This is a genomic window from Bradyrhizobium sp. Ken01 (genome assembly GCF_055807355.1).
The window spans coordinates 1-25,279 of the sequence record NZ_JBVVPC010000009.1 but is presented as its reverse complement, the minus strand read 5'-3'; the positions used below and the strand labels follow the sequence as shown (position 1 = coordinate 25,279).

General features: G+C 65.0%; 20 protein-coding genes. 16 read left to right on the top strand and 4 right to left on the bottom strand.

Annotation, left to right across the window (positions count from 1 at the left end):
* Nucleotides 1–3: 3 nt before the first annotated feature.
* The 8 genes from AC0L3S_RS11565 (at nt 4) to AC0L3S_RS11530 (ending at nt 7,916) form a co-directional block, all read left to right on the top strand.
* The gene (locus AC0L3S_RS11565) at nt 4–1,215 is read left to right on the top strand and encodes a sialidase family protein (protein ID WP_473279152.1); all 1,212 of its coding nucleotides are present in this window, start codon (nt 4–6) and stop codon (nt 1,213–1,215) included.
* The gene (locus AC0L3S_RS11560) at nt 1,212–1,709 is read left to right on the top strand and encodes a TlpA disulfide reductase family protein (protein ID WP_473259924.1); all 498 of its coding nucleotides are present in this window, start codon (nt 1,212–1,214) and stop codon (nt 1,707–1,709) included. The genes AC0L3S_RS11565 and AC0L3S_RS11560 overlap by 4 nt, the downstream gene beginning before the upstream one ends.
* 28 nt (nt 1,710–1,737) lie before the next feature.
* A complete protein-coding gene (locus tag AC0L3S_RS11555; RefSeq protein WP_473259927.1) occupies nt 1,738–2,259 on the top strand; it encodes a copper chaperone PCu(A)C in 522 nt (173 codons plus the stop codon).
* 26 nt (nt 2,260–2,285) lie between these two features.
* Nucleotides 2,286–2,801 (top strand): YcnI family copper-binding membrane protein, encoded by a 516-nt coding sequence (locus AC0L3S_RS11550; protein ID WP_473260114.1) that lies wholly within the window; start codon nt 2,286–2,288, stop codon nt 2,799–2,801.
* Nucleotides 2,801–4,363, top strand: a complete 1,563-nt coding sequence (locus AC0L3S_RS11545) for a copper resistance CopC/CopD family protein (protein WP_473279151.1) — start codon at nt 2,801–2,803, stop codon at nt 4,361–4,363. The genes AC0L3S_RS11550 and AC0L3S_RS11545 overlap by 1 nt, the downstream gene beginning before the upstream one ends.
* Nucleotides 4,364–4,516: 153 nt before the next feature.
* Nucleotides 4,517–5,836: a proline--tRNA ligase gene (proS, locus tag AC0L3S_RS11540; protein ID WP_007610920.1), complete on the top strand. Its 1,320-nt coding sequence runs from the start codon at nt 4,517–4,519 to the stop codon at nt 5,834–5,836.
* A gap of 90 nt (nt 5,837–5,926) precedes the next feature.
* Nucleotides 5,927–7,207: a lipoprotein-releasing ABC transporter permease subunit gene (locus tag AC0L3S_RS11535; RefSeq protein WP_473259931.1), complete on the top strand. Its 1,281-nt coding sequence runs from the start codon at nt 5,927–5,929 to the stop codon at nt 7,205–7,207.
* A gap of 7 nt (nt 7,208–7,214) precedes the next feature.
* Complete coding sequence (locus AC0L3S_RS11530; RefSeq protein WP_473279150.1) at nt 7,215–7,916, top strand: ABC transporter ATP-binding protein; 702 nt, start codon at nt 7,215–7,217, stop codon at nt 7,914–7,916.
* A gap of 78 nt (nt 7,917–7,994) precedes the next feature.
* Here AC0L3S_RS11530 and AC0L3S_RS11525 read toward each other — a convergent pair whose 3' ends face one another.
* Nucleotides 7,995–9,074 carry an alcohol dehydrogenase catalytic domain-containing protein gene (locus AC0L3S_RS11525; RefSeq protein ID WP_473279149.1) on the bottom strand — a complete coding sequence of 360 codons (1,080 nt, stop codon included), beginning with the start codon at nt 9,072–9,074 and terminating at the stop codon, nt 7,995–7,997.
* A gap of 107 nt (nt 9,075–9,181) precedes the next feature.
* Between AC0L3S_RS11525 and AC0L3S_RS11520 the strand changes: the two genes are divergently transcribed.
* Complete coding sequence (locus AC0L3S_RS11520) at nt 9,182–9,955, top strand: helix-turn-helix transcriptional regulator (protein WP_473279148.1); 774 nt, start codon at nt 9,182–9,184, stop codon at nt 9,953–9,955.
* 36 nt (nt 9,956–9,991) lie between these two features.
* On the opposite strand, the gene AC0L3S_RS11515 is transcribed toward AC0L3S_RS11520, so the two are convergent.
* Entirely contained in the window at nt 9,992–11,026 is a 1,035-nt protein-coding gene (locus AC0L3S_RS11515; protein WP_473279147.1) for a hypothetical protein, read from the bottom strand.
* 596 nt (nt 11,027–11,622) lie between these two features.
* Here AC0L3S_RS11515 and AC0L3S_RS11510 point away from each other — a divergent pair.
* Complete coding sequence (locus tag AC0L3S_RS11510) at nt 11,623–14,772, top strand: GAF domain-containing protein (RefSeq protein ID WP_473279146.1); 3,150 nt, start codon at nt 11,623–11,625, stop codon at nt 14,770–14,772.
* Nucleotides 14,773–14,850: 78 nt separating this feature from the next.
* Entirely contained in the window at nt 14,851–15,600 is a 750-nt protein-coding gene (gene map, locus AC0L3S_RS11505; RefSeq protein ID WP_473259943.1) for a type I methionyl aminopeptidase, read from the top strand.
* A 154-nt stretch (nt 15,601–15,754) separates the two neighbouring features.
* Here the strand turns inward: map and AC0L3S_RS11500 are convergent, their stop codons facing one another.
* Nucleotides 15,755–15,994 (bottom strand): DUF3551 domain-containing protein, encoded by a 240-nt coding sequence (locus tag AC0L3S_RS11500; protein ID WP_473259945.1) that lies wholly within the window; start codon nt 15,992–15,994, stop codon nt 15,755–15,757.
* A 1-nt stretch (nt 15,995) separates the two neighbouring features.
* Nucleotides 15,996–16,316, bottom strand: coding sequence for a DUF3551 domain-containing protein (locus tag AC0L3S_RS11495; RefSeq protein ID WP_473259947.1), 321 nt, complete (start codon nt 16,314–16,316; stop codon nt 15,996–15,998).
* 253 nt (nt 16,317–16,569) lie between these two features.
* On the opposite strand from AC0L3S_RS11495, the gene AC0L3S_RS11490 reads away from it, so the two are divergent.
* The 5 genes from AC0L3S_RS11490 to AC0L3S_RS11470 form a co-directional block, all read left to right on the top strand.
* Nucleotides 16,570–17,295, top strand: coding sequence for an outer membrane protein (locus tag AC0L3S_RS11490; protein ID WP_473259949.1), 726 nt, complete (start codon nt 16,570–16,572; stop codon nt 17,293–17,295).
* Between the two features lie 453 nt (nt 17,296–17,748).
* Nucleotides 17,749–21,252, top strand: a complete 3,504-nt coding sequence (dnaE, locus tag AC0L3S_RS11485) for a DNA polymerase III subunit alpha (RefSeq protein WP_473279145.1) — start codon at nt 17,749–17,751, stop codon at nt 21,250–21,252.
* A gap of 114 nt (nt 21,253–21,366) precedes the next feature.
* Nucleotides 21,367–21,885 (top strand): hypothetical protein, encoded by a 519-nt coding sequence (locus AC0L3S_RS11480; RefSeq protein WP_027518200.1) that lies wholly within the window; start codon nt 21,367–21,369, stop codon nt 21,883–21,885.
* A gap of 109 nt (nt 21,886–21,994) precedes the next feature.
* Nucleotides 21,995–22,735, top strand: coding sequence for a carbonic anhydrase (locus AC0L3S_RS11475; protein WP_473279144.1), 741 nt, complete (start codon nt 21,995–21,997; stop codon nt 22,733–22,735).
* A 190-nt stretch (nt 22,736–22,925) separates the two neighbouring features.
* The coding region (locus AC0L3S_RS11470; RefSeq protein WP_473279143.1) for a caspase family protein at nt 22,926–25,279 on the top strand (2,354 nt) is incomplete at its 3' end.

Below are 25,279 nucleotides of genomic sequence, written 5' to 3'. Positions count from 1 at the left end.
GCCATGATCCGAAGTGGTTTGCTCGGGATGGTCGCTCTTGCGTTCCTGCAAGGTGCGGCGTTCGCGCAGATGCACGGTCAGCATGCGTCGGAAGCGGCTTGTGACGAGCCGACGCTGCGCTGCGCAACCAAGGCGACCCCCGCATTCGGTCCGGACGGAACGCTGTGGCTCGCCTGGATGGCGGGCGGGCAAGTTTTGGTTGCGAGTTCGCAGGATGCAGGGCGGAATTTTTCGCCTCCCACCCAAGTCACGACAAAGCGGCCCAACCTTGATTGGGGGCCGGATGCCCGGCCGAAGATCGTGGTCGATCGAAACGGGGGCATCGCGCTGGCGTTCTCGATCTTCAGGGATGAAGCTTTCAACGGCCAGGTGCTCTACACCCGCTCGTCAGACGGCGGAAAGCACTTTGCGGAGCTGAAGCCCATCACCGCAAACAACGAGAGCCAGCGTTTTGAGGCGCTCGCGCTCGATCAGGATGGAACGGTGTTTGCGGCCTGGCTCGATAAGCGCAATCGTGTTCCTCCAAAGGAGGCGGGGCGAAAATACGAGGGGGCAGGGTTGTTCTTTGCCTCGTCGCGCGATGGGGGCGCCACTTTCGCGGATGCTGGTCTCGCGCGTGACAACACCTGCGAATGTTGCCGATTGGGGCTGACATTCGCAGCGGCAGGCCGGCCGGCCGTGATCTTCAGAAACATCTTCGAGGGCGGCGTGCGCGATCACGCAGTCATGACCTTTGCCGACATCTCGACACCAGGCGAGATCCATCGCGTCAGCAACGACGACTGGCAGATCAACGCCTGTCCGCATCACGGGCCGAGCCTCACAGTTGCGCCGAACGGGACCTATCACGTTGCCTGGTACACGAACGGAAAGGTGCGGAAAGGACTGTTCTACGCCCACTCGCGCGACGAAGGCCGCACCTTTTCCACGCCGATGGCGCTGGGGCAGCCGGGGCGCAACCCGACGCGCCCGTTCTTGCTCGCAGGCCCGGCGGGAACCCTGATGGTCTGGAAAGAGTTCGATGGTGAGAGGACCTCGGTCCAGATGACGATCTCCCGCGACGATGGCGAGACGTGGTCGCTGCCGAAGACGATATCGAGCACGACCTATACATCCGATCATCCCTTGCTCGTTTCCAATGGCCGACAGACCTACCTGTCATGGATGACGAAGGCGGACGGCTATCGTTTCACGGCAATCGAGGACCAACCATGAAACGTCGGTTTGTGGGCCTTCTGGGCCTCGGTATCTTAATCGCATCAGCCTCAGCGCTAGGAGCGGCGCCAGCCCTTAAGCCCTTCGAGCGCGGCACGTGGCAAAGCGTGCTGAGGGGGCATGCGGGTCGCCCGACGCTCGTGCATTTTTGGGGCGTAACCTGCGGGCCCTGCAAGGTCGAGCTGCCGCTGCTCGGGCAATTTGCGAAGGATCATCCCGGGATCGACGTCGTCACGATCAGCGCGGATCTCGTGCCGAACCTACCGGCGGCGACGCAATCGATGCTCGATAAAGCGGGGCTGTCGACGACCGAAAACTTCATCTTCAACGACGGTTTTGTCGAGCGTTTGAGGTTCGAGATCGACCCCGGCTGGCAGGGCGACATTCCCCGGACAATGCTCATATCGCGCGATGGAGTCATCACGACGATTGAAGGCTCGGCCGAGCTAGCCGACTTCGAAAAATGGTCTGCGCAACAACTCACCAACCACTGAAAGTCAATCTGCAAACGGGAAGACCGATATGAAGACGATGTTGAAAGATGTGCTGATCGCAGCGTTCGCTCTCGCGCTCTGCACGGCACCAGCGGCGGCCGACGACGTCAAGGCCGGCGATCTCGTCATCTCGCAGGCGTGGAGCCGGGCGACACCGGGCGGCGCCAAGGTCGCCGGCGGCTATCTGACCATCGAGAACAAGGGCACAGTGGCCGACAAGCTGGTCGGCGTTTCCGCCGACATCGCGGGGAAGGCCGAGGTTCACGAGATGGCGATGGAGAACGGCGTGATGAAGATGCGCCTGCTCGACAAGGGTCTCGTGATCGATCCCGGAAAGACAGTGAAGTTCGCCCCCGGCGGCTACCACCTGATGCTGCAAGAGCTGAAGGGCCCCTTCAAGCAGGGCGACAAGGTGCCGGTGACGCTTCAGTTCGAGAAGGCGGGCAAGGTCGCCGTCTCCCTCGATGTCCAGGGCGTCGGCGCGCAGGCGCCCGGCGACAGTGGGCACATGATGAAGAAAATGCCTGATCATTCGGGAATGAAGATGTGATGAAACAGATCAACCCTTCCATGACAATGCATCGAATCCTTGCGAGTCTGATCGCCGCGCTCGCAGCGTCGCCCGCGGCGGCGCATATCACGCTAGAGACCAAACAGGCGGCGGTCGGCTCCTACTACAAGGCCGTCTTCGCCGTGCCGCACGGTTGCAAGGGCTCGCCCACGGTGAAGATCCGGGTGCAGATTCCGGAAGGCGTGATCGCTGTGAAGCCGATGCCGAAGGCGGGCTGGACCGTCGATATCTTCGAGGGCAAATACGCCAACGAGTACGACTATCACGGCAACAAGCTTTCCTCCGGCGTCAAGGAGGTGGCCTGGTCCGGCGGCAAGCTGCCGGACCACAATTACGATGAGTTCGTCGTCAGCAGCTTCCTCACCACGAGCCTGAAGCCGAACACGACGCTGTATTTCCCTGTCGTCCAGGAATGCGAGACGGGCGTCAGCCGCTGGATCGAGATCCCCGCGGAGGGGGCGAAGCATTCGCACGAGGGCAGTTCTCCGGCGCCTGGCCTGCAACTCCTGCCAAAGCCCTGATGCGCCTGCTCGCCGCGTTCGCGACGCTGCTCCTCTTTGTCGGTTTCGCGACCGGCGCCTCGGGGCACGCGGCGCTGGTCGCGGTCGAGCCGGCGAGCGGCAGCATGCTCGCGAGCGCGCCGAAGGCCGTGGAGCTGCACTTCAACGAGGCGGTCACGCCGGGCGCCATCCAATTGATCGACGGGGCGGGCAGGGCGCGGGATGATGTGCGCGTCGACGCATCGGGCGAGACCATCTCGGTCGCGATGCCGGCGGACCTGCCGCAGGGCACGGCCGTCGTCAGCTATCACGTGATCTCGCAGGATGGCCATCCCGTCGCGGGATCGGTGATCTTCTCGATCGGCATGCCGACGGGGACGCAACCTCCCGCAACCGCCGATGCCGGATTGAACGTACTGATCTGGCTGGCGCGGGTCGGTCTCTACCTTGGCCTCTTCGTCGGCGTCGGCGGCGTGTTCTTTGCGCGCTGGGTTGCGTGGTCGATGACCGGCATAACCGTGCCGTGCGTGGCGCTCGCTATCGGCGTCCCGAGCGCGGTGGTGTCCCTTGGTGTGTTGGGGCTGGATCTCCTCGGGCTACCGCTATCGGGTCTCGCGACGATAGCTCCCTGGAAAGTTGCATCCGGGACGAGCGCGGGCCCAGCCTTGCTCGTGGCCATCGTCGCGATGCTGTTCGCGTTGCTGGCGCTAGGCAACGCGTGGTGCGCGCGCGCTCTGGCGATCATTGCCTTCGTCGGAGTCGGCTTGTCGCTGGCCATGACCGGGCACGCCGCTACGGCATCGCCTGAACTATTGACCCGGCCGGCAATCTTTCTCCATGGTCTCGGTGTCGCGTTCTGGATTGGTGCCCTCGCGCCGCTGGTCGCCCTGTTGTCAAAGCGGCCCGCCGCGGCATTGCCTGTCGTAAACCGCTTTGCTCGCGTCGCCGCGCCGATCGTTGGCGTGCTCGCATTGACCGGCCTGGCGCTCGCCATCGTCCAGCTTGAAAAGCCGTCTGCGCTGGTCGAGACCCGCTACGGACTGATCCTCTCGATCAAGCTTGCGCTGGTCCTCGTGCTGCTGGCGCTTGCCGCGTTCAACCGCTTTCACCTGACCCCGGCGCTGGCGGAGGATCACAAGGCCGCGCAGAGCCTGAAGCGCTCGATTGTGCTCGAATGCGTCATCGCGCTCGGCATCTTCGGCGTCGTGGCCGGCTGGCGCTTCACGCCGCCGCCGCGAACCATCGTCCCGGAGACGCCGCTGGCGATCCACATCCACACCGACCGGGCAATGTTCCAGGTCCTGGTCTCGCCGGGTAAGGCGGGTGTCGACGATTTCGTGCTGCAGCTCATGACCGGCGAGGGGGCGGTGCTCGAGGCCAAGGAGGTGACGCTGACGCTGAGCCTGCCCGAACGCGGCATTGAGCCGATGGAGCGGAACGCCTTGCTGGGGCCGGACAGCTATTGGCACGTGCGCAAGGTCGAGCTGCCCTTTGCCGGCCGCTGGCATGTGCGGATCGACGCTCTGGTGAGCGATTTCGAGAAGATCACGCTGGAGGACGAGCTCGAGGTGGCGGCGCGCTGAATCGGGCTCTTCGGCACCTCGCGTCGAACCTGAAGTCGACCGAAAAATGACAGGAATTCCGCTGCGTTAGCGGCTTTTCCTCATTCCCGGTCTTGTGTTTTGGCTCCCAATCCGGTTTCACTGCAAGCCATCACTGATTCCTCGAGTATTGCCATGCGGTTGTCGCGGTTCTTTCTGCCCATCCTGAAGGAAAATCCGAAAGAGGCCGAGATCGTCTCGCATCGGCTGATGCTGCGTGCCGGCATGATCCGGCAGGAGGCCGCCGGCATCTATGCCTGGCTGCCGCTCGGCTTCCGCGTCCTGAAGAAGATCGAGCAAATCGTGCGCGAGGAGCAGGACCGCTCCGGCGCGCTGGAACTGTTGATGCCGACGCTCCAGCTTGCCGATCTCTGGCGCGAGAGTGGCCGCTACGATGCCTATGGTCCCGAGATGCTGCGCATCGCCGACCGGCACAAGCGCGAGCTGCTGTACGGGCCGACGAACGAGGAAATGATCACCGAGATCTTCCGCGCCTATGTGAAGTCCTACAAGAGCCTGCCGCTGAATCTCTATCATATTCAATGGAAATTCCGCGACGAGCAGCGCCCGCGCTTCGGCGTGATGCGCGGCCGCGAGTTCCTGATGAAGGACGCCTATTCGTTCGACCTCAACGAGGCCGCGGCACGCGTCGCCTACAACAAGATGTTCGTGGCGTATTTGCGCACCTTCGCGCGGATGGGGCTGAAGGCGATCCCGATGCGCGCCGAGACCGGCCCGATCGGCGGCGATCTCAGCCACGAGTTCATCGTGCTCGCCGAGACCGGCGAATCCGGCGTTTTCATCAATCGCGACGTGCTGGACCTGCCGGTGCCGGGCGAGGACGTCGACTATGAGAGCGACTTGACGCCGATCATCAAGCAATGGACTTCGGTCTATGCGGCGACGGAAGACGTTCACGACGCCGCGCGCTTCGAGCAGGAAGTGCCCGCCGACAAGCGGGTGAACACCCGCGGTATCGAGGTCGGGCAGATCTTCTATTTCGGCACGAAATATTCCGACGCGATGAAGGCGCTGGTCGCGGGCCCCGACGGTGTCGACGTGCCGATCCATGGCGGCTCCTACGGCGTTGGCGTCTCGCGCCTGCTCGGCGCCATCATCGAGGCCTGCCATGACGATGCCGGCATCAAATGGCCGGAGGCCGTTGCCCCGTTCCGCGTGTCGATTCTCAACCTCAAGCAGGGCGATGCCGCGGTCGATGCGGCCTGCGAGAAGCTCTATGCGGAGCTGTCCGCCAAGGGCGTCGACGTGCTCTACGACGACACCGACCAGCGCGCCGGAGCCAAATTCGCCGCCGCCGACCTGATCGGGATCCCCTGGCAGATCATGATCGGGCCGAAAGGGCTCGCCGACGGCAAGGTCGAGCTCAAGCGGCGAAGTGACGGCGCCCGCGAGACCATGTCGCCTGCGGACGCGGTCGCAAGACTTGTGGGCTGATAAGGCTGGTCGGCTGAATATTGTTCATCGCCCGAGATCGCGGCCGCCAATCCGGCCACATTTGACCCCGAATCATGGGACTATCAAGCGATGGATGAACCCATGACCGAAACCGTTCAAACCGCGCCTTTTGCGCCATTCGAGTGGATGCTGTCGGCGCGTTACCTACGCGCGCGCCGCAAGGAGGGATTCATCTCGGTCATTGCCGGGTTCTCCTTTCTCGGCATCATGCTGGGCGTGGCGACGCTGATCATCGTCATGGCCGTCATGAACGGCTTCCGCAAGGAGCTGCTCGACAAGATCCTGGGGCTCAACGGCCACATCCTGGTCCAGCCGCTGGAATCGCCGCTCACGGACTGGAAGGACGTCGCCGACCGGCTCAGCCAGGTCCAGGGTATCCGGCTCGCAGCGCCCGTGGTGGACGGTCAGGCGCTGGCGTCATCGCCGTGGAACGCCTCCGGCGTCCTGGTGCGCGGCATCCGCTCCGACGACCTCAACAACCTCACCTCGATCGCCAAGAACATCAAGCAGGGCTCGCTCGAGGGTTTTGACGACGGGCAGGGGGTCGCGATCGGCCGGCGCCTCGCTGACCAGCTGTCGCTGCACGCCGGCGACAGCATCACGCTGGTGGCGCCGAAGGGCGCGGTCACGCCGATGGGCACGACACCGCGCATCAAGCCGTACAAGATCGCCGCGGTGTTCGAGATCGGCATGTCGGAGTATGATCTCGGCTTCGTGTTCATGCCGCTCGCGGAGGCGCAGGCCTATTTCAACCGCAGCAACGACGTCACCTCGATCGAGGTCTTCACCACCAATCCGGATCAGATCGTCGCGTTCCGTCAGGCCGTGACGGAGGCGGCGGGGCGGCCGGTGTTCCTGGTCGACTGGCGTCAGCGCAACTCGACCTTCTTCAACGCGCTCCAGGTCGAACGCAACGTGATGTTCCTGATCCTCACCATGATCGTGCTGGTCGCGGCGCTCAACATCGTCTCCGGCCTGATCATGCTGGTGAAGGACAAGGGCAGCGACATCGCGATCCTGCGCACGATGGGGGCCTCGCAAGGCTCGATCATGCGCATCTTCCTGATCACGGGCGCCTCGATCGGCGTGGTCGGTACGATGGTCGGCTTCATCGTCGGGCTGGTGATCTGCCTCAACATCGAGTCGATCCGGCAATTCCTGTCCTGGCTGACCAGCACCGAACTGTTTTCGCCAGAGCTGTATTTCCTGTCGAAGCTGCCCGCCGAGATCGACATCGGCGAAACCTCGGCCGTCGTCATCATGGCGCTGACGCTGTCGTTCCTGGCGACGCTGTATCCATCCTGGCGCGCCGCGCGCCTCGATCCCGTCGAAGCGCTGCGGTACGAGTGAGGGGCTGATGGAGAGCCAGGGGGCGGAAGATGTACCGGTCATTTATCTCCACGAGATAAAGCGGCAGTACTTGCAGGGAGAGGTGCCGCTGACGATCCTCGACGGCGCCAAGCTCGCGCTGTGGGCGGGCCAGTCCGTCGCGCTGGTGGCGCCGTCCGGCTCGGGCAAGTCGACGCTGCTGCATATCGCGGGACTGTTGGAAGCGCCCGATTCCGGCGAGGTCTACGTCAATGGCGCGCCGACCTCGCAACTGCCCGACATCGAGCGCACCCAGCTTCGCCGCACCGACATCGGCTTTGTCTACCAGTCCCACCGGCTGCTGCCGGAGTTCTCGGCGCTGGAGAACGTCATGCTGCCGCAGATGATCCGCGGCCTCAAGAAGTCCGAGAGCGTCAAGCGCGCCAAGGAGATCCTCGGCTATCTCGGCCTCGGCGAGCGCATCACGCATCGTCCGGCCGAGCTGTCGGGCGGCGAGCAGCAGCGCGTTGCGATCGCGCGCGCGGTGGCCAATGCGCCGCGGGTGCTGTTTGCGGACGAGCCGACCGGCAATCTCGATCCGCACACCGCGGACCACGTCTTCCAGGCGCTGATGCAGCTCGTCAAGGCGACCAAGGTCTCCATGCTGATCGCGACCCACAACATGGAGCTCGCCGGCCGCATGGACCGTCGCGTGTCGCTGTCGAACGGCCAGGTGGTCGAGCTCGAGTAAGAAACGCGAAAACAACCCCATGCACAGTAGCCAAGTGCTTGGCCGGACTGACGAAAAAAATGGCGCCCCCCGGAGCCCTCAAGGCCGGATCACCGTCAATTTGAACGGTCCGCCATTGGCGGCGGCATGGTCCACCGCCTCGTTGGCGTGGTCGAGATCGAAGGCGGTGGCCTCGTACTCCTCCAGCCTCAGCAGTCCCGCGCGCACCAGCGCGATCAGGCGGCCTGCCGCATCCGGCGGGTACATCCAGACGCCGTGGATGCTGATGCAGTTGCGCATGATCCAGGGGTAGGGCAGTTCGAGCCCCGGGCCGCCGGCCATGCCGACGCCGCCCATCAGCACGACACGGCCGTAAGGACGCACCGTCATGATCGCCGCGCGCACCACATTCGTGCTCACCGAGGGCGGCATGATGTCGAGCACGCAGTCGATGGGCCCTCGCGCCGCGCGCTTCATGCTCTCGCGGTCGTCGTCCTCGTTGCCGGAGAGCCTGACCGGCTTGACGCGATCGCCGAAGCGGCGGACGAGGTCGGCCAGGATCTTGTCGTTGCGGCCGGGCGCGACTACGCAGGCGGCGCCCATCGCGAGCGCGACCGAGACGGCTGCGCTGCCGAAATTGCCGGTGGCTCCGCTCACCAGCACGGTCTCGCCGGGCTGAAGGTTGGCGGCGAGGAAACCGCCATAGGGCACCAGCAGCGTCCCCAGCGCGCACCATCGCGTGGCTTCGTCGGACGTGATTTGGCCAAGACGCTTCGCGTTCTCCGTCGGCACCCGCATCTGCTCGGCGAACGAGCCGTGGCGAAAATGCTGTTGCAGGCGCATGGCGCCGGCACCGGGTGCGGTGAGTCCTTGCAGGGCAATGTCGGGCGCTGCGGCGTCGTCGCGCGAGCGCACCGTCGGATCGCAGAACACCCAGTCGCCAACGCTGAGCTTTGTCGCGTCCGGGCCGACGGCGCGGACCCGGCCGATGCCGCCTGGCCCCGGGATGATCGGCAGGTCGAGCGCATAGTTCCGCTCGCCGCTGAAGACCTCGTTCATGTAGGACAGCACCCGCGTTGCGATGACGTCCACGATGACCTCGCCCGTGCCGAGTACAGGCTCCGCGGCTTCCTCAATCGCAAGCGGCGATCCAAACGATTTCAATACGGCAGCTTTCATGATCTCACCTCATGTTCGGGTGAGGCCCATATGCGCCGGCTTTTCAGGTCCGGGAAGGCCTGGTATTATCCTAGTATTCCCTGGGCCCTCCATCGAGGCACGTCACCATGGCCGACCCACGCCGCGTTGAATTCGGCGACTTCCTCAGGTCCCGCCGCGAAAAGCTGTCGCCGAAGACCGTCGGGCTTCCCGCGGGCCTGCGGCGCCGCACGGCGGGCCTGCGCCGCGAGGAGGTCGCGCAGCTCGCCGGCATCGGTGTCGACTGGTACATCCGGCTCGAGCAGGGCCGCACCGTCAGCCCCTCGGTCACCACGGTCGACGCGCTGGCGCGCGCGCTCCGCCTCAGCAAGACCGAGCACGCCCATCTCAAGGCGCTGGCGCGCGACGGCGACAGGCGCGCGTTCACGCGCGAGATCGTGCCCCCGCCGGTTCGGCGGATGATCGAGAGCCTGGCGCAGCCGGCCTACATCACGGGGCGGCGCTGGGACGTGCTGGCCTGGAACGCGGCGGCCGAGGAGATCTTCGGGTTTGGACAATTGCCCGAGCAGGACCGCAACACGCTGCTGCTGGTGATGACGAACAAGCAGACGCGAAAATTCTACGGTGCCGGCTGGGCGGATGTCGCGAAGAGCATGGTTGCGATGTTTCGCGCCACTCACGACGTCTGGGCCGGCGATCCCGCCTTTGCGGAATTGCTGACGCGGCTGCGCCAGGGCAGTCCGGAATTCGTCAAATGGTGGGAAGCACACGAGATCCGCAGCACCGCCGCGGGCCTCAAGATCATGAACCATCCGACCAAGGGCGTGCTCCGGTTCGAGCACACCAGCTTTCAGGCCAATGACGATCCGGCGCTGAAGCTCGTGATCTACACGCCGGTGTAAGGGAGTTGACGATGAGCTGAGTACCAACAAGGCTGCTCATCGCGCCCCTTGCGACGGCGTTGCCGAAGGCGTTGTCCCGCCGCTCGGGACAGGATTGGCTGTCACCGGCCAGGCAGTCGATTGCCAAGGGACTGCCGGCCAGGAGCCTTTCGGAGCCGATGCTACTGACGCGCACGAGGCGACAAGTTGCGTCCACACAGACGTCAGGCCCGTCAAGTCGATGTTAAACTGCGAGATATCCGCCTCGTCATCGGGCATCAGCGTGGTTTCGCGGACATGCAGCGAGCGGGACGCCAGTATCACCCTGACCATGTCAGGATCGATGCTGCCGCGCCACACTTCGTATTTTCCGGCCCGCAGCGGAGATCCCCCGGCCGTCTTGTCCGGCTCGGCGTCCGCCGTCACTAGGATGGTGCTCTTGCCGGCAGCCGTCTCGTCGACTTCGCTGGCGAATGTCAGCGGAACGCGCTTCCCGCTTTCGCAGGACAGGCGCCATTCCATCGTCCGGAACGAAGCGCCGTTCTCCTTCTTCAGCATCGCGAACTTCCGGACGAAGGGACGCGATTCCTTCTCCAGCTTCCACGCCGTTTCGGCAATCGAACGCGTGTCGATGCCGAAACGATAGAGCTCGGCTCGCGTCAGCATGTGCAGGTTTTCGAACTTCACTGTCCGGATCAGATCGTCAAGCTCGCGGCTGATCCCCATCGCCGCGATGAACGCAGCGCGATCGCGATCGGCCGTCGCCATCCGGCGCTGTCTGTATTCCGCGACCGCCGCCGGAGCCGGGTGCCCGTGAAAGGCGAGGACCAGCCTGGAGTTATGGACCGCCAGTGCGGCGTCCGGGGCAACCTCGCGCGATGTCGCGCCAATAAATAGGTAACCGCAGGCCGAGTTGCACATCGCATGGTACGTGGTGAGTTCGGCGTCCACCTCGCCGCCTGAGTTCTTGATTTTCAGGCACGCGGCGTCCACCTGCGTGCCCGCGGCGCACGCCGTCGCGATGGTTCGGCCGACCCGGGCGATCGCCTTGCGGCTGCGCAACAGCCGCCCGATGACATAGGACTGCTCCACGTTTCCGCCGGGCGAATAGAGGTAGATCGGACGCTGCGTGTCCTTGACGCCGGCGAGGAAGCGGCGAATGCGCGGCGCAGCGTCCTGGTCGATATCGCCCTCGATGGCGATCCAGCGGTCGCAGCCCGGCCCGCACGCGTCAGGTGACCCCTTGGCAAGATAGATCGTCAGCCTGGACGCAAATCCAGCCTTCTCGGCCGGCGTCCCTTCGGCATGCAATGCGCCGGGAAGCAACAGCGAGGCCAGGACAAGCAGACTACGGGCGAGCATGAAACGACGGGGACCACGCGGTGAAAAGCAGAGATGGATGCTACACGACGATCCGCACTGCCACAACTTGAAGTGGCGCGTCCGCGCGGCTCTGTCCACGGGGCCTGGATTGGCAATCGGGCGGCCACGTGGAAGCAGGCAGAACGGCAATCTGCCAGGGACAGTGATGACGGGAACCTAAATGCCATCATGCGGTTATCGCGCAGACAATCTGCGCGACCCGTCTGCATCACTCGAAGTTCAGGCGGGCTAACTGAAGCGAACAGCAGCGGGACGATCAGGCAGCTAGCTCATCGTGGAGCTAGGGAAGTGGCAGGGGAAGACCAATGACGACAGCGACCGGGGTCCGCTCGGCCGATCGCAATTCCGTCTTAGCCACACTCGGCGATTACATCCGAGAGATCAGCAATCCCGACGATCTCGCCTATGCTGCGGCGGAACTGCTCGGCCGCAGCCTCAACGTCAGCCGGGCGGGCTACGGCACGGTCGACACCTCAGCCGAGACCATCACCATTGTCCGCGACTGGAACGCACCGGGCATCCTGAGCCTCGCAGGCGTCCTGCGCTTCCGCGACTATGGCAGCTACATCGAAGATCTCAAGCGGGGCGAGACCGTCATCTGTGCCGATGCGGAAAAAGACCCTCGCGTCGGCGATCGTGCCGAAGCTCTCGAGGCGATCTCGGCGCGCGCGCTGGTCAACATGCCGATCTCGGAGCCCGATGGGGTCGTGGCGCTGCTGTATTTGAACAATGCCGGGCCGCGCGAATGGAGCCCTGAAGAGCTGGAGCTTATTCGCGACGTTGCCGAGCGCACGCGCACGGCGGTCGAGCGCCGCCGTGCGGAGACGGCCGTGCGGGAGAACGAAGCCCGGCTGGTTTTCCTGGACGCACTCAACAAGGAGACGGCCAGGACTCGCGATGCCGACGGTGTGATGGCGGTCACGACCAAAATGGTCGGCGAGCATCTCGGCGTCTCGAACTGCGCCTATGCCGACATGGACCCGGACCAGGACGGCTTCACGATACGCGGCGATTGGGCCGCGCCCGGCGCAATGCATATCCTCGGTCACTACAGTCTGGCCGACTTTGGCAAGAAGGCGGTGCGAGAGTTGGGCGCGGGCAGGCCGCTCATCATCAATGACAATTTGAGGGAGATTGCGCCGGACGAAGCCGCCACTTTCCAGAACATCGGGATCGGTTCGACGATCTGTATGCCCTTGGTGAAGGAAGGACGACTGACAGCCCTGATGGCGATTCATCACCGCGGCCCGCACCGGTGGACGCCGCGCGAACTCGCCTTGCTCACCGAAGTGACCGAGCGATCGTGGGCCCACATCGAGCGCGTCCGATCGGAACAGGCGGCGCGGGAGGCCGCCGAACGACTGACGCTTGCAAACAAGGCGGCCGGTATCGGCACCTGGGACTACGACCCGGTCAACAACGTCCTTCGATGGGATAGCCGCTGCAGGGAGGTGTTCGGTCTACGGCCGGACGCCGAAGTCAGCTATGAAGGGTCGTTCCTGAAGGGCCTTCATCCCGAGGACAGGCAGCGCGCCCACGAGGCCGTCTCCGCAGCCCTGACGCCGCACGCGCCGACGACCTACAATATGGAATACCGAACCATCGGCATCGAGGATGGGGTCGAACGCTGGATCGCCGCGACCGGTCAAGCCATCTTTGCCAATGGCCAGGCTGTTCGGTTCATCGGAACGGTTCTGGACATCACCGCGCAAAAGAAAACCGAGCGTCATCTTAGACTGCTGAATGATACCGGGGCTTCGGTCTCTCGCGAACGCGATCTCGAGAAGATCGTCCAGATCGTAACGGATGCCGGCGTCGAGCTGACTGGCGCTCAGTTCGGGGCCTTCTTCTACAATGTCGTTGCGCCGGATGGCGGCAGCTACATGCTGTATTCGCTGTCCGGTGTGCCGCGGTCGGCTTTCGAGAACTTTCCGATGCCCCGCAACACCGCCGTGTTCGAGCCGACGTTCAAGGGCACGGGTGTGATGAGGTCCGATGACATCCTGCAGGACCCGCGCTACGGCAAGAACGCGCCGCGGAAAGGCATGCCCGCGGGGCATCTTCCGGTCCGATCCTACCTGGCGGTCCCCGTGATCTCGCGAACCGGCGAAGTCCTCGGCGGACTTTTCTTCGGTCACGCCGAGACGGGCAAATTCCAGGCCGAGCATGAGGCCGCATTGCTTGGTATTGCGGGCCATGCCGCAACCGCTATCGACAACGCCCAGCTCTTGACCCGGCTGGAGGCGCTCAATGCCGGATTGGAGCAACGTGTTGCCGACGAAATTGCCGAGCGCATGAAAGCCGAAGAGCAGCTGCGGCAATCCCAGAAGATGGAAGCCGTCGGGCAATTGACCGGCGGCATTGCCCACGACTTCAACAATATGCTGGCCGTTATTCTCGGCAGCCTGAACCTTGCCAAGCGGCGGCTCGGCAGGGGAGAGGTCAGCATAGACCGCTTCATCGAGGGCGCCATCGACGGCGCAAATCGCGCAGCCACGTTGACGCAGAGGCTCCTCGCGTTCTCGCGCCAACAGCCGCTCGCGCCTGAAATCGTGGACATCAACAAGATGGTCGGCGGGATGAGCGAGCTGCTCGAGCGCTCGCTTGGCGAGCTGATCCGCCTCGAGACGGTGCTGGCGGCTGGCCTCTGGCGGGTCAAGGCGGACCCGGCCCAGCTTGAAAGCGCCATGATCAATCTCGCGGTCAACGCGCGCGATGCCATGCCAAAGGGGGGCAGGCTGACGATAGAAACCAGCAACGCCTCGATCGATCGAAAATATGCTCGCGAGTATGCGCTCGCACCTGGGCAGTACGTTCTCGTCGTCGTGACGGACAACGGCACCGGAATTCCGGCCGATGTGCTCGGCAAGGTGTTCGATCCGTTTTTCACGACCAAGGTCGTGGGCAAGGGGACCGGCCTCGGCCTCAGTCAGGTCTACGGTTTCGTGCGGCAGTCGGGCGGCCATGTCAAAATCGACTCGGAAGTCGATGTTGGCACGACCGTGAAGATCTACCTTCCACGCTTCGCCGGCGAGGAGGCGGGCGAAGATCTGTCGCTGGAAGCGATACCTGCCGGTGCAAGCCATCAGAACGAAACCATTCTCGTCGTGGAAGACGATGAGCGCGTCCGCAGCATGTCGTCCGAAAGCCTGCGCGAACTCGGCTACACCGTCATCGAGGCAGTCAGCGCCAAAGACGCGATCAGGACGATCGAGAATGGCTTCGTTCCAGATCTGCTGTTCACGGATGTCGTCATGCCCGATATGACCGGCGCCGAGCTTGCGGCCGAGCTGTCGAGACGATACCCGGGGCTGAAAGTGCTGTTCACCACCGGCTACACACGCAATGCAATCGTTCACGATGGCGTGCTCGATGCCGGCAAGCATCTGCTTCCGAAGCCCTTCGCTATCGAAGACCTGGCTGCCAAAGTCCGCATCTTGCTCGACGAGATCTGAACGCGCTTTGCAAACGATCTCTCCCGTTTGCAAGCCGCCTTCACAAGGGCTATGTCCCGGCTTTCGGAAGAGCACGACATGACAATCTCGGACGACAACGACCTCGCGCGCCTGAAAGAAATCGGGCGCATCGTCGCCAATATCCTGGAGGCAATGGGAAAGGCGCTCGAGCCGGGCATGACCACCTCCGAGCTCGACCGGATTGGCCGAACGCTGCTGGAGGCTGCCGGCGCACGTTCGGCTCCGGAGCTGGCCTACGACTTCCCCGGGGCGACCTGCATCAGCGTGAACGAGGAGATCGCTCATGGCATCCCGGGCGATCGGCGGATCGCGCGTGGGGACCTCGTGAACATCGACGTGTCAGCCGAGAAGAACGGCTTCTTTGCGGATACGGGAGCCTCATTCGCCGTTCCACCCGCAACCCGCGCCGTCGAACGTCTTTGCAGGGATGGCCGGCGCGCGATGTGGACGGGCCTGCAGCAGGTTGGAGCCGGCAAGCCGATCGCCGGTATCGGCCAAGCCATCGGGACCTTTGCGCGGAAGAACGGTTACAGCCTGGTCAGGAACCTTGCCAGTCACGGCGTCGGCCTGTCGCTCCACGAGGAGCCGACGGAGATCGCAACATGGCCGGACCGCTCCGAACGCCGCGTCATGAGCGAAGGCCTCGTGTTCACCGTCGAGCCGTTCCTGTCCCTTGGCGCCGAATGGGCACAGGATGGCGATGATCCGTGGACGCTCTACAGCAGCCCCGAGGCGCCGACCGTTCAATACGAGCACACCGTGATCGCAACCCGAAGCGGACCGTTGATCGTTACGATGGCTGGTTAAGAGGCGTCCTCAAGCCACCGGATCTCGGGCAGCATCCGAATGGCTTCGACTTCGATTATCCCGCGCCAGCGGCGGTGCTTAGTCTCGCCGACCAGATTGCCGAGCGTGGCGCCGGAAGCTCAACGCGAGGCGGGCCGCATATCAGCGTCCCGATCTAATTGACGCGCCGCGAGCGGCGAGGGGGCTTCTTCTGCGCAAAATACGGGTTCGCCTCGCACGCCGCCGACCGACCGACGGCTAAAAATCTGCACTGCTCGAGCGAGGTGTAGCGGCAATCGAAATAGCCGACGGGACCGTAGATATGCATGCAGACCGGATAGCTCGGATCGTAGGTCTGCGCGTGCGCAGGCGCGCCCGCGAGGAGCAGGCCGGTCGCAAGGAGCGCGAGGCGCATCTCAGCGCGGCACGTAGTAGCCGGGTGAATAACCCGGCACCTGCGCGCGCGGCCGGTTCTGATACGCATAGGGATCGTCGCTCTGGCCCGCGAAATACGGGTTCGCGATGCAGGTAAGGGCGCGGCCTGACGAACTCGCTTGGCACTGCGCGTAAGTGTCGAACGTGCAATTGCTCAGCCCCGGCCATTCATCGCCGGTGAGACAAAAGGCATGGTGAGTGCCGAACGCGCGCGCCGGCGTGCTTGCGTCGAGCGTTAGCGCAAATGTGGCGAGTGCGAGCGAAAATGTGGCGACAATGGGGAGAGCAGTTCGTCTGCGCATTCAATTCTCCAATCACGCGAACGTGCGCGCGACGTTGTCACGCGCTCGTGCTGCAGATGTCGTGTAGCCGACGATGGAACTCATGAAAACACTTGTTTCAAAGGGTTTCCCGCGCGCGCTGGTAAATCTTCATTAATGAAGCGCGATCCTTTGGCGCGGACTGTGGCGTCGAGGTTACAGCAATTCCGTCGAGCGCTGTTTATGACGACGCCACGGCCCGGGGGCCTAACGACGAAACTGGAACGGGAATCAAATGAACAAGAATCTGTTGCTTGCTGCTGTGAGCCTTGTCGCGCTCGGCGCGGCTGCACCGGCGGTGGCTGCTGACCTCGCTGCGCGGCCTTACACCAAGGCGCCGGCGATGGTTGCCGCGATCTACGACTGGAGCGGCTTCTACATCGGCGTCAACGGCGGCGGCGGTTCCGCGCATTCGACCTGGGATCTCGTCGGCGGTGGCCGCGAGGGTTCGCACGATGCGACCGGCGGCACGGTCGGCGGTCAGATCGGCTACCGCATGCAGTCGGGTCAGTGGGTGTTCGGCATCGAAGGTCAGGGCAACTGGGCTGACTTCTCGGGCGACAACGTCAGCGCGATCCCGGGGTTCGGGACTCGCAACCGCTCGAAGATCGACTCGTTTGGTCTGATCACCGGTCAGATCGGCTACGCCTGGAACAACGTCCTCGTTTACGCCAAGGGCGGTGCGGCTGTCGTCGGCGGCAAGTACGAAGTCTCGACCATTGGCGGTGCGCTGCTCTCGTCGGCCGACCAGACCCGCTGGGGTGGTACGGTCGGTGCAGGCCTCGAGTACGGCTTCGCGCCGAACTGGTCAGTCGGCGTCGAGTACAACCACATCTTCCTGCAGGACAAGGACGTCACCTTCGCGCTGGTGCCCTCGACCGACCGCATCCGTCAGGACGTCGACATGGGCCTCGTCCGCCTGAACTACAAGTTCGGCGGCCCGAGCCTCGGCCGTTACTGAGCAGAAGCCTGATATCGATCGCTCGACTTCGAGCGGTCGGCGAAAGCCCCGGCCATCGGCCGGGGCTTTTTTGTTGTTCAAGTTCAGCAGGTTAACCATTCGCTTTCGAGATGGCGAAGATGGCTTGACTCCCGAGAACGAAATGAGAACAATGTTCTTCATACGTTCTCACCATGGAGTAAGCCATGTTCAGGATTTTCGTCGAAGAAGCCGCCGCGCTAGCCTCGATCGCGCTGTTTGTCGGGATGATCGCGATCTGGGCCCAGGTGCTCCCGCAGCTCTAGGCGCGGCCAGGTTGGGGAAAAGCAGGACGACGCGGCCGATCGGCCGTTCCGGCGTGGACTCTGGCACCATGACGCCCCACCATTGTGAGGCGAGTCGGCCGGGCGAGTGCAGGATGCCTCCCGTGCCGGTGACCGCTCCATCTCATCTGCAAGAGGCCGTCACGCGACCATGCCGAGCGCCGGATTTGTCCACCTTCACGTTCACTCGGCCTATTCGCTGCTCAAGGGCTCGATCAAGATCGCCAAGCTCGCGGAGCTTGCCAAGAAAGACCATCAGCCGGCGCTGGCGCTGACCGACACCGATAACATGTTCGGCGCGCTGGAGTTCTCCGACAAGATGGCGGGCTCCGGAATCCAGCCGATCGTCGGCTGCGAAATCGCGATCGAGTTCGGCGACCAGGACCCCACTGCCCGCAACGCGCTTCTGCCCTCGCGCGTGGTGCTGCTGGCCGCGCAGGAGCGCGGCTATCGCAGCCTGATGCGGCTGAACTCGCGCGCGTTCATGGAGACGCCCGACACTCATGCTCCCCACATCAAGTTCGACTGGCTCGAAGGCGAGACCGAAGGCCTGATCGCGCTGACGGGCGGTCCGGACGGGCCGATCTCGCTGGCGCTTGCGGGCGGTTATACCGAGCTCGCGGCGGCGCGCTGCGAGCGTCTGGCCAGCCTGTTCGGGGACCGCCTCTACATCGAATTGCAGCGCCACAACATCGAGAAGGAGCGGCGGGTCGAAAGCAGCCTGATCGACATCGCCTATACCAAGGGCCTGCCGCTGGTCGCCACCAACGAGCCGTATTTCGCCGCGACCGACGATTACGAAGCCCATGACGCGCTGCTCTGCATCGCCGGCGGGCGGCTGATCGCGGAGACCGAGCGCGAGCAGCTTACGCCCGATCACCGCTTCAAGACCCGCGCCGAGATGGCGGTGCTGTTCGCCGACATTCCGGAGGCGCTGGCCTCGACGGTCGAGATCGCCGAGCGCTGCTCGTTCCGGCCGATGACGCGCAAGCCGATCCTGCCGTTCTTCACGGTCGGCGCCGCCGCAAGCTCCGATGCCGCCGCGGTCGAGGCGGCCGAATTGAAGCGGCAGGCGGAGGAGGGGCTCGCCAACCGCTTGCGCGTGCACGGACTGTCGCAAGGCACGACGGAAGAAGATTACAGCGCGCGGCTGGCGTTCGAGCTCGACGTCATCATGCGCATGAAATACGCGGGCTACTTCCTGATCGTCTCCGACTTCATCAAATGGGCTAAGGGCCAGGGCATCCCGGTCGGGCCGGGCCGCGGCTCCGGCGCAGGGTCGCTGGTGGCGTGGGCGCTGACCATCACCGACCTCGACCCGATCAAGTTCGGCCTGCTGTTCGAGCGCTTCCTCAATCCGGAACGCGTCTCGATGCCGGATTTCGACATCGACTTCTGCCAGGACCGCCGCGGCGAGGTGATCAGGTACGTCCAGGAGCGCTACGGTCGCGACCAGGTCGCGCAGATCATCACCTTCGGTACGCTGCAGGCGCGTGGCGTGCTCCGCGACGTCGGCCGCGTGCTGCAGATGCCCTATGGCCAGGTCGACAAGCTCACCAAGCTCGTGCCGCAGAATCCGGCCGCGCCGGTGACGCTTGCGGCTGCGATCGAGAGCGAGCCGAAACTCCAGGCATTCCGCGACGAGGACCCGGTGGTGGCGCGCGCCTTCGACATCGCGCAGCGCCTCGAAGGCCTAACCCGTCACGCCTCGACGCACGCGGCCGGCATCGTGATCGGCGATCGCCCCTTGAGCGAACTCGTACCGATGTATCGCGATCCCAAATCCGACATGCCGGTGACCCAGTTCAACATGAAATGGGTCGAGCCGGCCGGCCTCGTGAAGTTCGACTTCCTCGGCCTGAAGACGCTGACCGTGCTCGACGTCGCGTGCAAACTGCTCAAGCCGCGCGACATCCATGTCGACCTCGCGACGCTGCCGATCGACGATGCCGAAAGCTACCAGATGCTGGCGCGCGGCGAGGTGGTCGGCGTGTTCCAGGTTGAAAGCCAGGGCATGCGGCGCGCGCTGGTCGACATGCGCCCCGACCGTTTCGAGGATATCATCGCGCTGGTCGCGCTCTATCGACCGGGTCCGATGGCGAACATCCCGACCTATTGTGCGCGCAAGCACGGCGACGAGGAGCCGGAATATCTCCACCCCGTGCTGGAGCCGATTCTCAAGGAGACCTTCGGCGTCATCATCTACCAGGAACAGGTGATGCAGATCGCGCAGGTGATGTCGGGCTATTCGCTCGGCGACGCCGACCTGCTGCGCCGCGCCATGGGCAAGAAGATCCGCGCCGAGATGGAGAAGCAGCGCGAGATCTTCGTCGCAGGCGCAGTGAAGAACGGCGTGCCGAAGGGGCAGGCCGACACCATCTTCGAACTGCTGGCGAAATTCGCCGACTACGGCTTCAACAAGAGCCACGCGGCGGCCTATGCGCTGGTATCTTACCACACCGCCTACATGAAGGCGCATTACCCGGTGGAGTTCATCGCGGCGTCGATGACGCTCGATCTCAACAATACCGACAAGCTGTCCGAATTCCGCGCCGAGGCGCAGCGCCTCGGCATCAAGGTCGAGCCGCCCAACGTCAACCGCTCCGGCGCGACTTTCGAGGTCGGCGACAAGACCATCTACTACGCGCTCGCGGCGCTGAAGGGCGTCGGGATCGCGGCCGTCGAGCAGATCATCGCGGAGCGGACCAAGAACGGCCTGTTCACCTCGCTCGCCGACTTTGCCGCGCGGGTGTCGCCGCGCGCGATCAACAAGCGCATCATCGAAAGCCTCGCCGCCGCGGGCGCCTTCGACACGCTGGAGGCCAACAGGGCGCGGGTCTTCGCCGGCGCCGACTCGATTCTCGCCGCGTGCCAGCGGGCGAACGAAGCTGCAACCATCGGCCAGAACGACATGTTCGGCAGCTCGGCCGACGCGCCGACGATCATGCTGCCGCAGATCGAGCCCTGGTTGCCGGCCGAGCGGCTGCGCCGCGAATACGACGCGATCGGCTTCTTCCTGTCGGGACATCCGCTCGACGATTACGCCACCGTGCTGAAGCGGCTGCGGGTGCAGTCCTGGGCCGAGTTCGCGCGCGCGGTGAAGACCGGCGCCACCGCCGGCAAGGTCGCCGCCACCGTGGTGTCGCGCATGGAGCGGCGCACCAAGACCGGCAACAAGATGGGCATCATGGGGCTCTCTGATCCCACGGGTCACTTTGAGGCGGTGCTGTTCTCCGAAGGACTCGCGCAATATCGCGACGTGCTGGAGCCGGGCGCTGCGGTGCTGCTCCAGCTCGGCGCCGAGCTCCAGGGCGAGGACGTCCGCGCGCGCGTGCTGCACGCCGAACCGCTGGACGAGGCCGCGGCCAAGACGCAGAAGGGCCTGCGCATCTTCGTGCGCGACACCAAGCCGCTGGAATCGATCGCCAAGCGTCTCGCCGGCCCCGACATGGCCGCTTCGAACGGCGCCGCGCCGAAGGTCGGCAGTCCGGGCATCGCGCCCCGCTCCAACGGCGACGGCGAGGTCTCGCTGGTCATGATGCTCGACCTCGAGACCGAGGTCGAGATGAAGCTGCCCGGCCGCTTCAAGGTCTCGCCGCAGATCGCCGGCGCCATCAAGGCGGTCGCGGGCGTCGTGGACGTGCAGCAGCTCTAGCAACGCGCACGGTGTTGCAGGCAGTTGCATGTCTTGCGCGGGACATGCTGCGGCCCTGTTGCAACCTGTCGCTGTTTTCGGTTAGCATGCACTCGGGGAAAATCTGGGGGCGTGATGCTATTGCGTGGGCTGGTATTGCTCGTGGCTGCGGCACTGCTGTGCGGCTGTGAGACGGCGAGGAGCGGGCTCGGATATTCGGAGACGGTACGAAAGCTGGGTCCGCCGAAAGCCGGGCAGGCCCGCGTCGTCGTGTTTCGCGAGAAAGGCTTCGGCGGCATCGGCGATCCGGACTGGGAATTTTCCCTCGACGGTACGCCGATCAAGGGTCTGAAGACCGGGACATATGTCTATGTCGATCGCCCGGCAGGCCAGCACCAGTTCGTAGCAGAGGAGGCGGCGCTCGGCGTCACGCGCGTGGACTTCTCGGCTCAGTCGGGGCAGACCGTGTTCTTCGTAGCGCGCTTCAGTCAGCGCAAGAGCGCCATGATCGCGAACGCGAGCACGGGGGTGCTGGGCTGGGGTCTCACGCTTGCGATGACGTCCGGCTATAAAAATCAGGGGCCGCTGGATTTCCTGCCCTTGGATGAACCGGCCGCCAGGACGACGATCGCAGAGCTTCGGTTGGCGGAATAGCCCCGCGCGAATTCGGCCCCGCCCGCACCGTCATTTGTGGTGTCGTCACATTGTTGCGGCTATGATCGCAGTAAGGCCGTTCGTCCATCGTGCCGGGAGGTAACGTGACATGTGCGACAAGTGCAATGAATCCCCACATGAGAGGATCGCGCCGTCGCGACGATCCGCGATGTTGTTTGGTGCCTCGGCGCTCGGCCTCGCCCTCACTGGCAGAGCCTTCGCCAAGGAGACCAAGGCGCCGCCCAAGCCGCAGAACGTGCTGTCGCCCGACGCATCATTGAAGCGGCTGACGGAAGGCAATGCGCGCTATGTCGACGGCGTGTCGCGGCGGCACGATTTCAAGCACGAGCGCGAGGCATTGGTCGGCGGACAGAATCCGTTCGCGGCCGTGCTGAGCTGTGCCGATTCGCGCATCGCGCCGGAGTATGCCTTCGACGCCGGCCGCGGCGATCTGTTCGTTTGCCGCGTCGCCGGAAATTTTGCCGGCACCGAAACCATCGCCAGCATGGAATACGCGGTGGCCGTGCTGAATACGCCGCTGATCCTCGTGCTCGGCCATGACGCTTGCGGCGCGGTCGATGCGACGCTCAAGGCGATCAAGGACAACAAGCCGCCGCCGGGCCATATTCCCTCGCTGGTCGATGCGATCACGCCCGCAGCCAAGGCTGCAATGCAGCAGGGTGGGGACGTCCTCGACAAGGCGATCCGGCAGAACGTCACCGACAACGTCACGAAGCTGAAGTCGGCAACGCCGATCCTCAATGCGGCGGTGGAGCAGGGCAAGCTGAAGGTCGTCGGCGGCATCTATCGGCTCACGACGGGAACGGTCGATCTAATCGCGCAGGGCTGAACCGGCTGACTCGCCTCGCACCGGTGCGTCGCCGCGTCACTTGCGCGGAGCTGACGCCGGCGCGGGGTGGCCATGCCGCCGCCTCAATCCAAGCCTTCGTTATTTGGAAGCCTTTCGTTCAAGTGCCATTCAGCTGGCGGCGCGTCTGATGCGTGGTGGCACCTCAACAACAAAAACGGGCAAGCAAGCCATGCGTGGGACGCTCAGAGCCTTCATTTGCCTTCTCCTGCCGATCGCGGTCCTTGCCGCGGGCGCGCCGGATCCGGCGCGTGCGCAGCAGCAGGAAAAGCGTATCGCGCTCGTGGTCGGCAACGGCGCCTATGCCAAGTCGCCGCTGGCGACGACGGCAAACGATGCCGGCCTGATCGCGCAGACGCTGCAGGCGGCGGGCTTCGACGTCGTCGGCGCCCGCGATCTCGACGGCGACACGCTGCGCAAGAGCTTTCGCGATTTCATCCAGAAGGCGCAGGCCTCAGGCCCGGGCACCGTCGCAATGGTCTATCTCGCCGGCTATGGCGTGCAGCTCGCGGGTGAGAACTATTTCATCCCGGTCGATTCCAACATCACCCGCGACACCGACATTCCGACGGAAGGCCTGCGCATCGGCGACTATCTCCGCCAGCTGGCTTCCGTTCCGCTCAAGGCCAACATCGTCGTGCTCGACGCCGCGCGGGCCCAGCCCTTCGTGGAGGGCGGCCAGCAGATCGCGAGCGGACTTGCGCTGGTCGAGCCCGAGGCCAACATGCTGATCGCGTTCAACGCCGCGCCCGGCACGGTGGCGCTCGAGGAGCCCGGACCTTACGGCATCTATGCGCAGTCGCTGGCGGAGATGATCCGCACCGGCGGCCTGCCGCTGCCCGAGGTGTTCGACCGCGTTCGCCTGCGCGTCAACGAGGCCAGCAAGGGCGCGCAAGTGCCCTGGAACGAGCAGAAGATTTCCGCTCAATTCTCGTTCTTCGAGCGCGGGCCCGACGCGCCGCCGCCTGAGGCCGCACCCGACCAGGTCGCCGCGATCCGCAACAAGCCGATCCGCGATCTCGGCGTGCAGGATGCCTATGCCGCCGCGCTCACGCGCGACACGCTGCCGGCCTATGAAGAGTTTCTCACCGCCTATCCCGGCGACCCGCTGTCGAAGCGCGTGATGGCGATCGTCGCGGCGCGCCGTGAGGCCATCACCTGGCGGCGAACCTATCGCACCGACACGCCGGAAGCCTATTGGTCGTATCTGCGTCGCTATTCGCGCGGTCCGCATGCGGCAGATGCGCGCCGGCGCCTGGCGATTCTCACCGCGCCGGCCGAGCCGCCGCCGAGCTTCGCGATGATCGACTACGACGTGCCGCCACCGCCGCCGGAGGAGGTGGTCTATGTCGACCGTCCGGTGCTGTATTTCAGCGATCCGGATTTTGGCTTCGCGCCGCCACCGCCGCCGCCGGTCTACTATCTGCCGCCGCCGCCGCCGGATTTCGTCGTGCTGTCGCCGCCGATGCCGGTGATCGGCCTGTTCGTGCTGCCGCAGCCGATGTTCGTGCCGATTCCTGTGTTCGTCAGGCCGCCGGTCTATGTCGCTCCGCCGCCGAACAATATCATCTATCAGAACATCCATAACAGGACGGTCATCAACACGGTGATCAACCAGCCGCCGGCAGCGCCGGTGGGGGCGGGTGCCGGACCGGGCAATCTCACGCCGGCCATTGCCGGGCGCATCAATCCGGCTGGTCCAGCCATGCCGCAGGCGGCCGTGCAGCGCGCCGCCCTGATCCAGCAGGGCAAGGCGCCGATGCCGCCGAGCGCGACGGTGCAGCCGACGACGAGGCCAGGAACGCCTCCGGCGAGGCCCGCCAATGTCGCACCGACCGGTACGCCACCTGCCACTCCACCTGCCAGTCCACCTGGCATCCCACCGGCCAGGCTGCCCCAAGCCAACACGCTGCCGGTTCCCGGCACTCAAGGCGGCCCACCTGTACCGTCAGCGGGAGCCGGGCCACTGCAAGGCGGCAGACCCGGGCAGCCGACGGCCACTGCACCCGGCGCGCCGCTGCCGACCCATTCCGGGGCGCCTGCGGGGGCGCCGACGACTGCTGCTGGCACCACGCCGAAAGCGCATCCCGGTGCACCGACCGGCGCGCCGACGACTGCGCCCACGGCGACAAACCCGGCCGCCGTGCCCGGCCAACTGCCGAAGGCGCCAGTGGCCCAGGCCCCGCCCGGGACCGGGCCTGGGGAGCATGGCAAGTCCGCGACCCGCGAGCCGGCTGGTTCGCCGGCTGCCCGCATGCCTCCGCCTCCCGGCCTAGCTGGACGACCGGTCACGCCGCCGCCCCAGGCGGCGCGGGAGCCGATCAGGCCGCAACATCAGCCGACCGCTGCTCCCGCCCAGGCTGCCCGGCCGTCGGCACCACCACCGCGGCCTCAGGCCGTGGCGAGGCCGACGCCTCCGCCTCCACCGCGTGTTGCGCCGCCGCCACCGGCACGGCCGGCTCCCCCCGCGGCGGTCGCTCGGCCGGCGCCGCCGCCGATGGCGCGACCCGCGCCGCCGCCGCCACC

Coding starts and splice junctions, on each gene's coding strand:
- AC0L3S_RS11565 (WP_473279152.1), top strand. CDS start 4: ATGATCCGAAGTGGTTTGCTCGGGATGGTCGCTCTTGCGTTCCTGCAA.
- AC0L3S_RS11560 (WP_473259924.1), top strand. CDS start 1,212: ATGAAACGTCGGTTTGTGGGCCTTCTGGGCCTCGGTATCTTAATCGCA.
- AC0L3S_RS11555 (WP_473259927.1), top strand. CDS start 1,738: ATGAAGACGATGTTGAAAGATGTGCTGATCGCAGCGTTCGCTCTCGCG.
- AC0L3S_RS11550 (WP_473260114.1), top strand. CDS start 2,286: ATGCATCGAATCCTTGCGAGTCTGATCGCCGCGCTCGCAGCGTCGCCC.
- AC0L3S_RS11545 (WP_473279151.1), top strand. CDS start 2,801: ATGCGCCTGCTCGCCGCGTTCGCGACGCTGCTCCTCTTTGTCGGTTTC.
- proS (WP_007610920.1), top strand. CDS start 4,517: ATGCGGTTGTCGCGGTTCTTTCTGCCCATCCTGAAGGAAAATCCGAAA.
- AC0L3S_RS11535 (WP_473259931.1), top strand. CDS start 5,927: ATGGATGAACCCATGACCGAAACCGTTCAAACCGCGCCTTTTGCGCCA.
- AC0L3S_RS11530 (WP_473279150.1), top strand. CDS start 7,215: ATGGAGAGCCAGGGGGCGGAAGATGTACCGGTCATTTATCTCCACGAG.
- AC0L3S_RS11525 (WP_473279149.1), bottom strand. CDS start 9,074: ATGAAAGCTGCCGTATTGAAATCGTTTGGATCGCCGCTTGCGATTGAG.
- AC0L3S_RS11520 (WP_473279148.1), top strand. CDS start 9,182: ATGGCCGACCCACGCCGCGTTGAATTCGGCGACTTCCTCAGGTCCCGC.
- AC0L3S_RS11510 (WP_473279146.1), top strand. CDS start 11,623: ATGACGACAGCGACCGGGGTCCGCTCGGCCGATCGCAATTCCGTCTTA.
- map (WP_473259943.1), top strand. CDS start 14,851: ATGACAATCTCGGACGACAACGACCTCGCGCGCCTGAAAGAAATCGGG.
- AC0L3S_RS11500 (WP_473259945.1), bottom strand. CDS start 15,994: ATGCGCCTCGCGCTCCTTGCGACCGGCCTGCTCCTCGCGGGCGCGCCT.
- AC0L3S_RS11495 (WP_473259947.1), bottom strand. CDS start 16,316: ATGCGCAGACGAACTGCTCTCCCCATTGTCGCCACATTTTCGCTCGCA.
- AC0L3S_RS11490 (WP_473259949.1), top strand. CDS start 16,570: ATGAACAAGAATCTGTTGCTTGCTGCTGTGAGCCTTGTCGCGCTCGGC.
- dnaE (WP_473279145.1), top strand. CDS start 17,749: ATGCCGAGCGCCGGATTTGTCCACCTTCACGTTCACTCGGCCTATTCG.
- AC0L3S_RS11480 (WP_027518200.1), top strand. CDS start 21,367: ATGCTATTGCGTGGGCTGGTATTGCTCGTGGCTGCGGCACTGCTGTGC.
- AC0L3S_RS11475 (WP_473279144.1), top strand. CDS start 21,995: ATGTGCGACAAGTGCAATGAATCCCCACATGAGAGGATCGCGCCGTCG.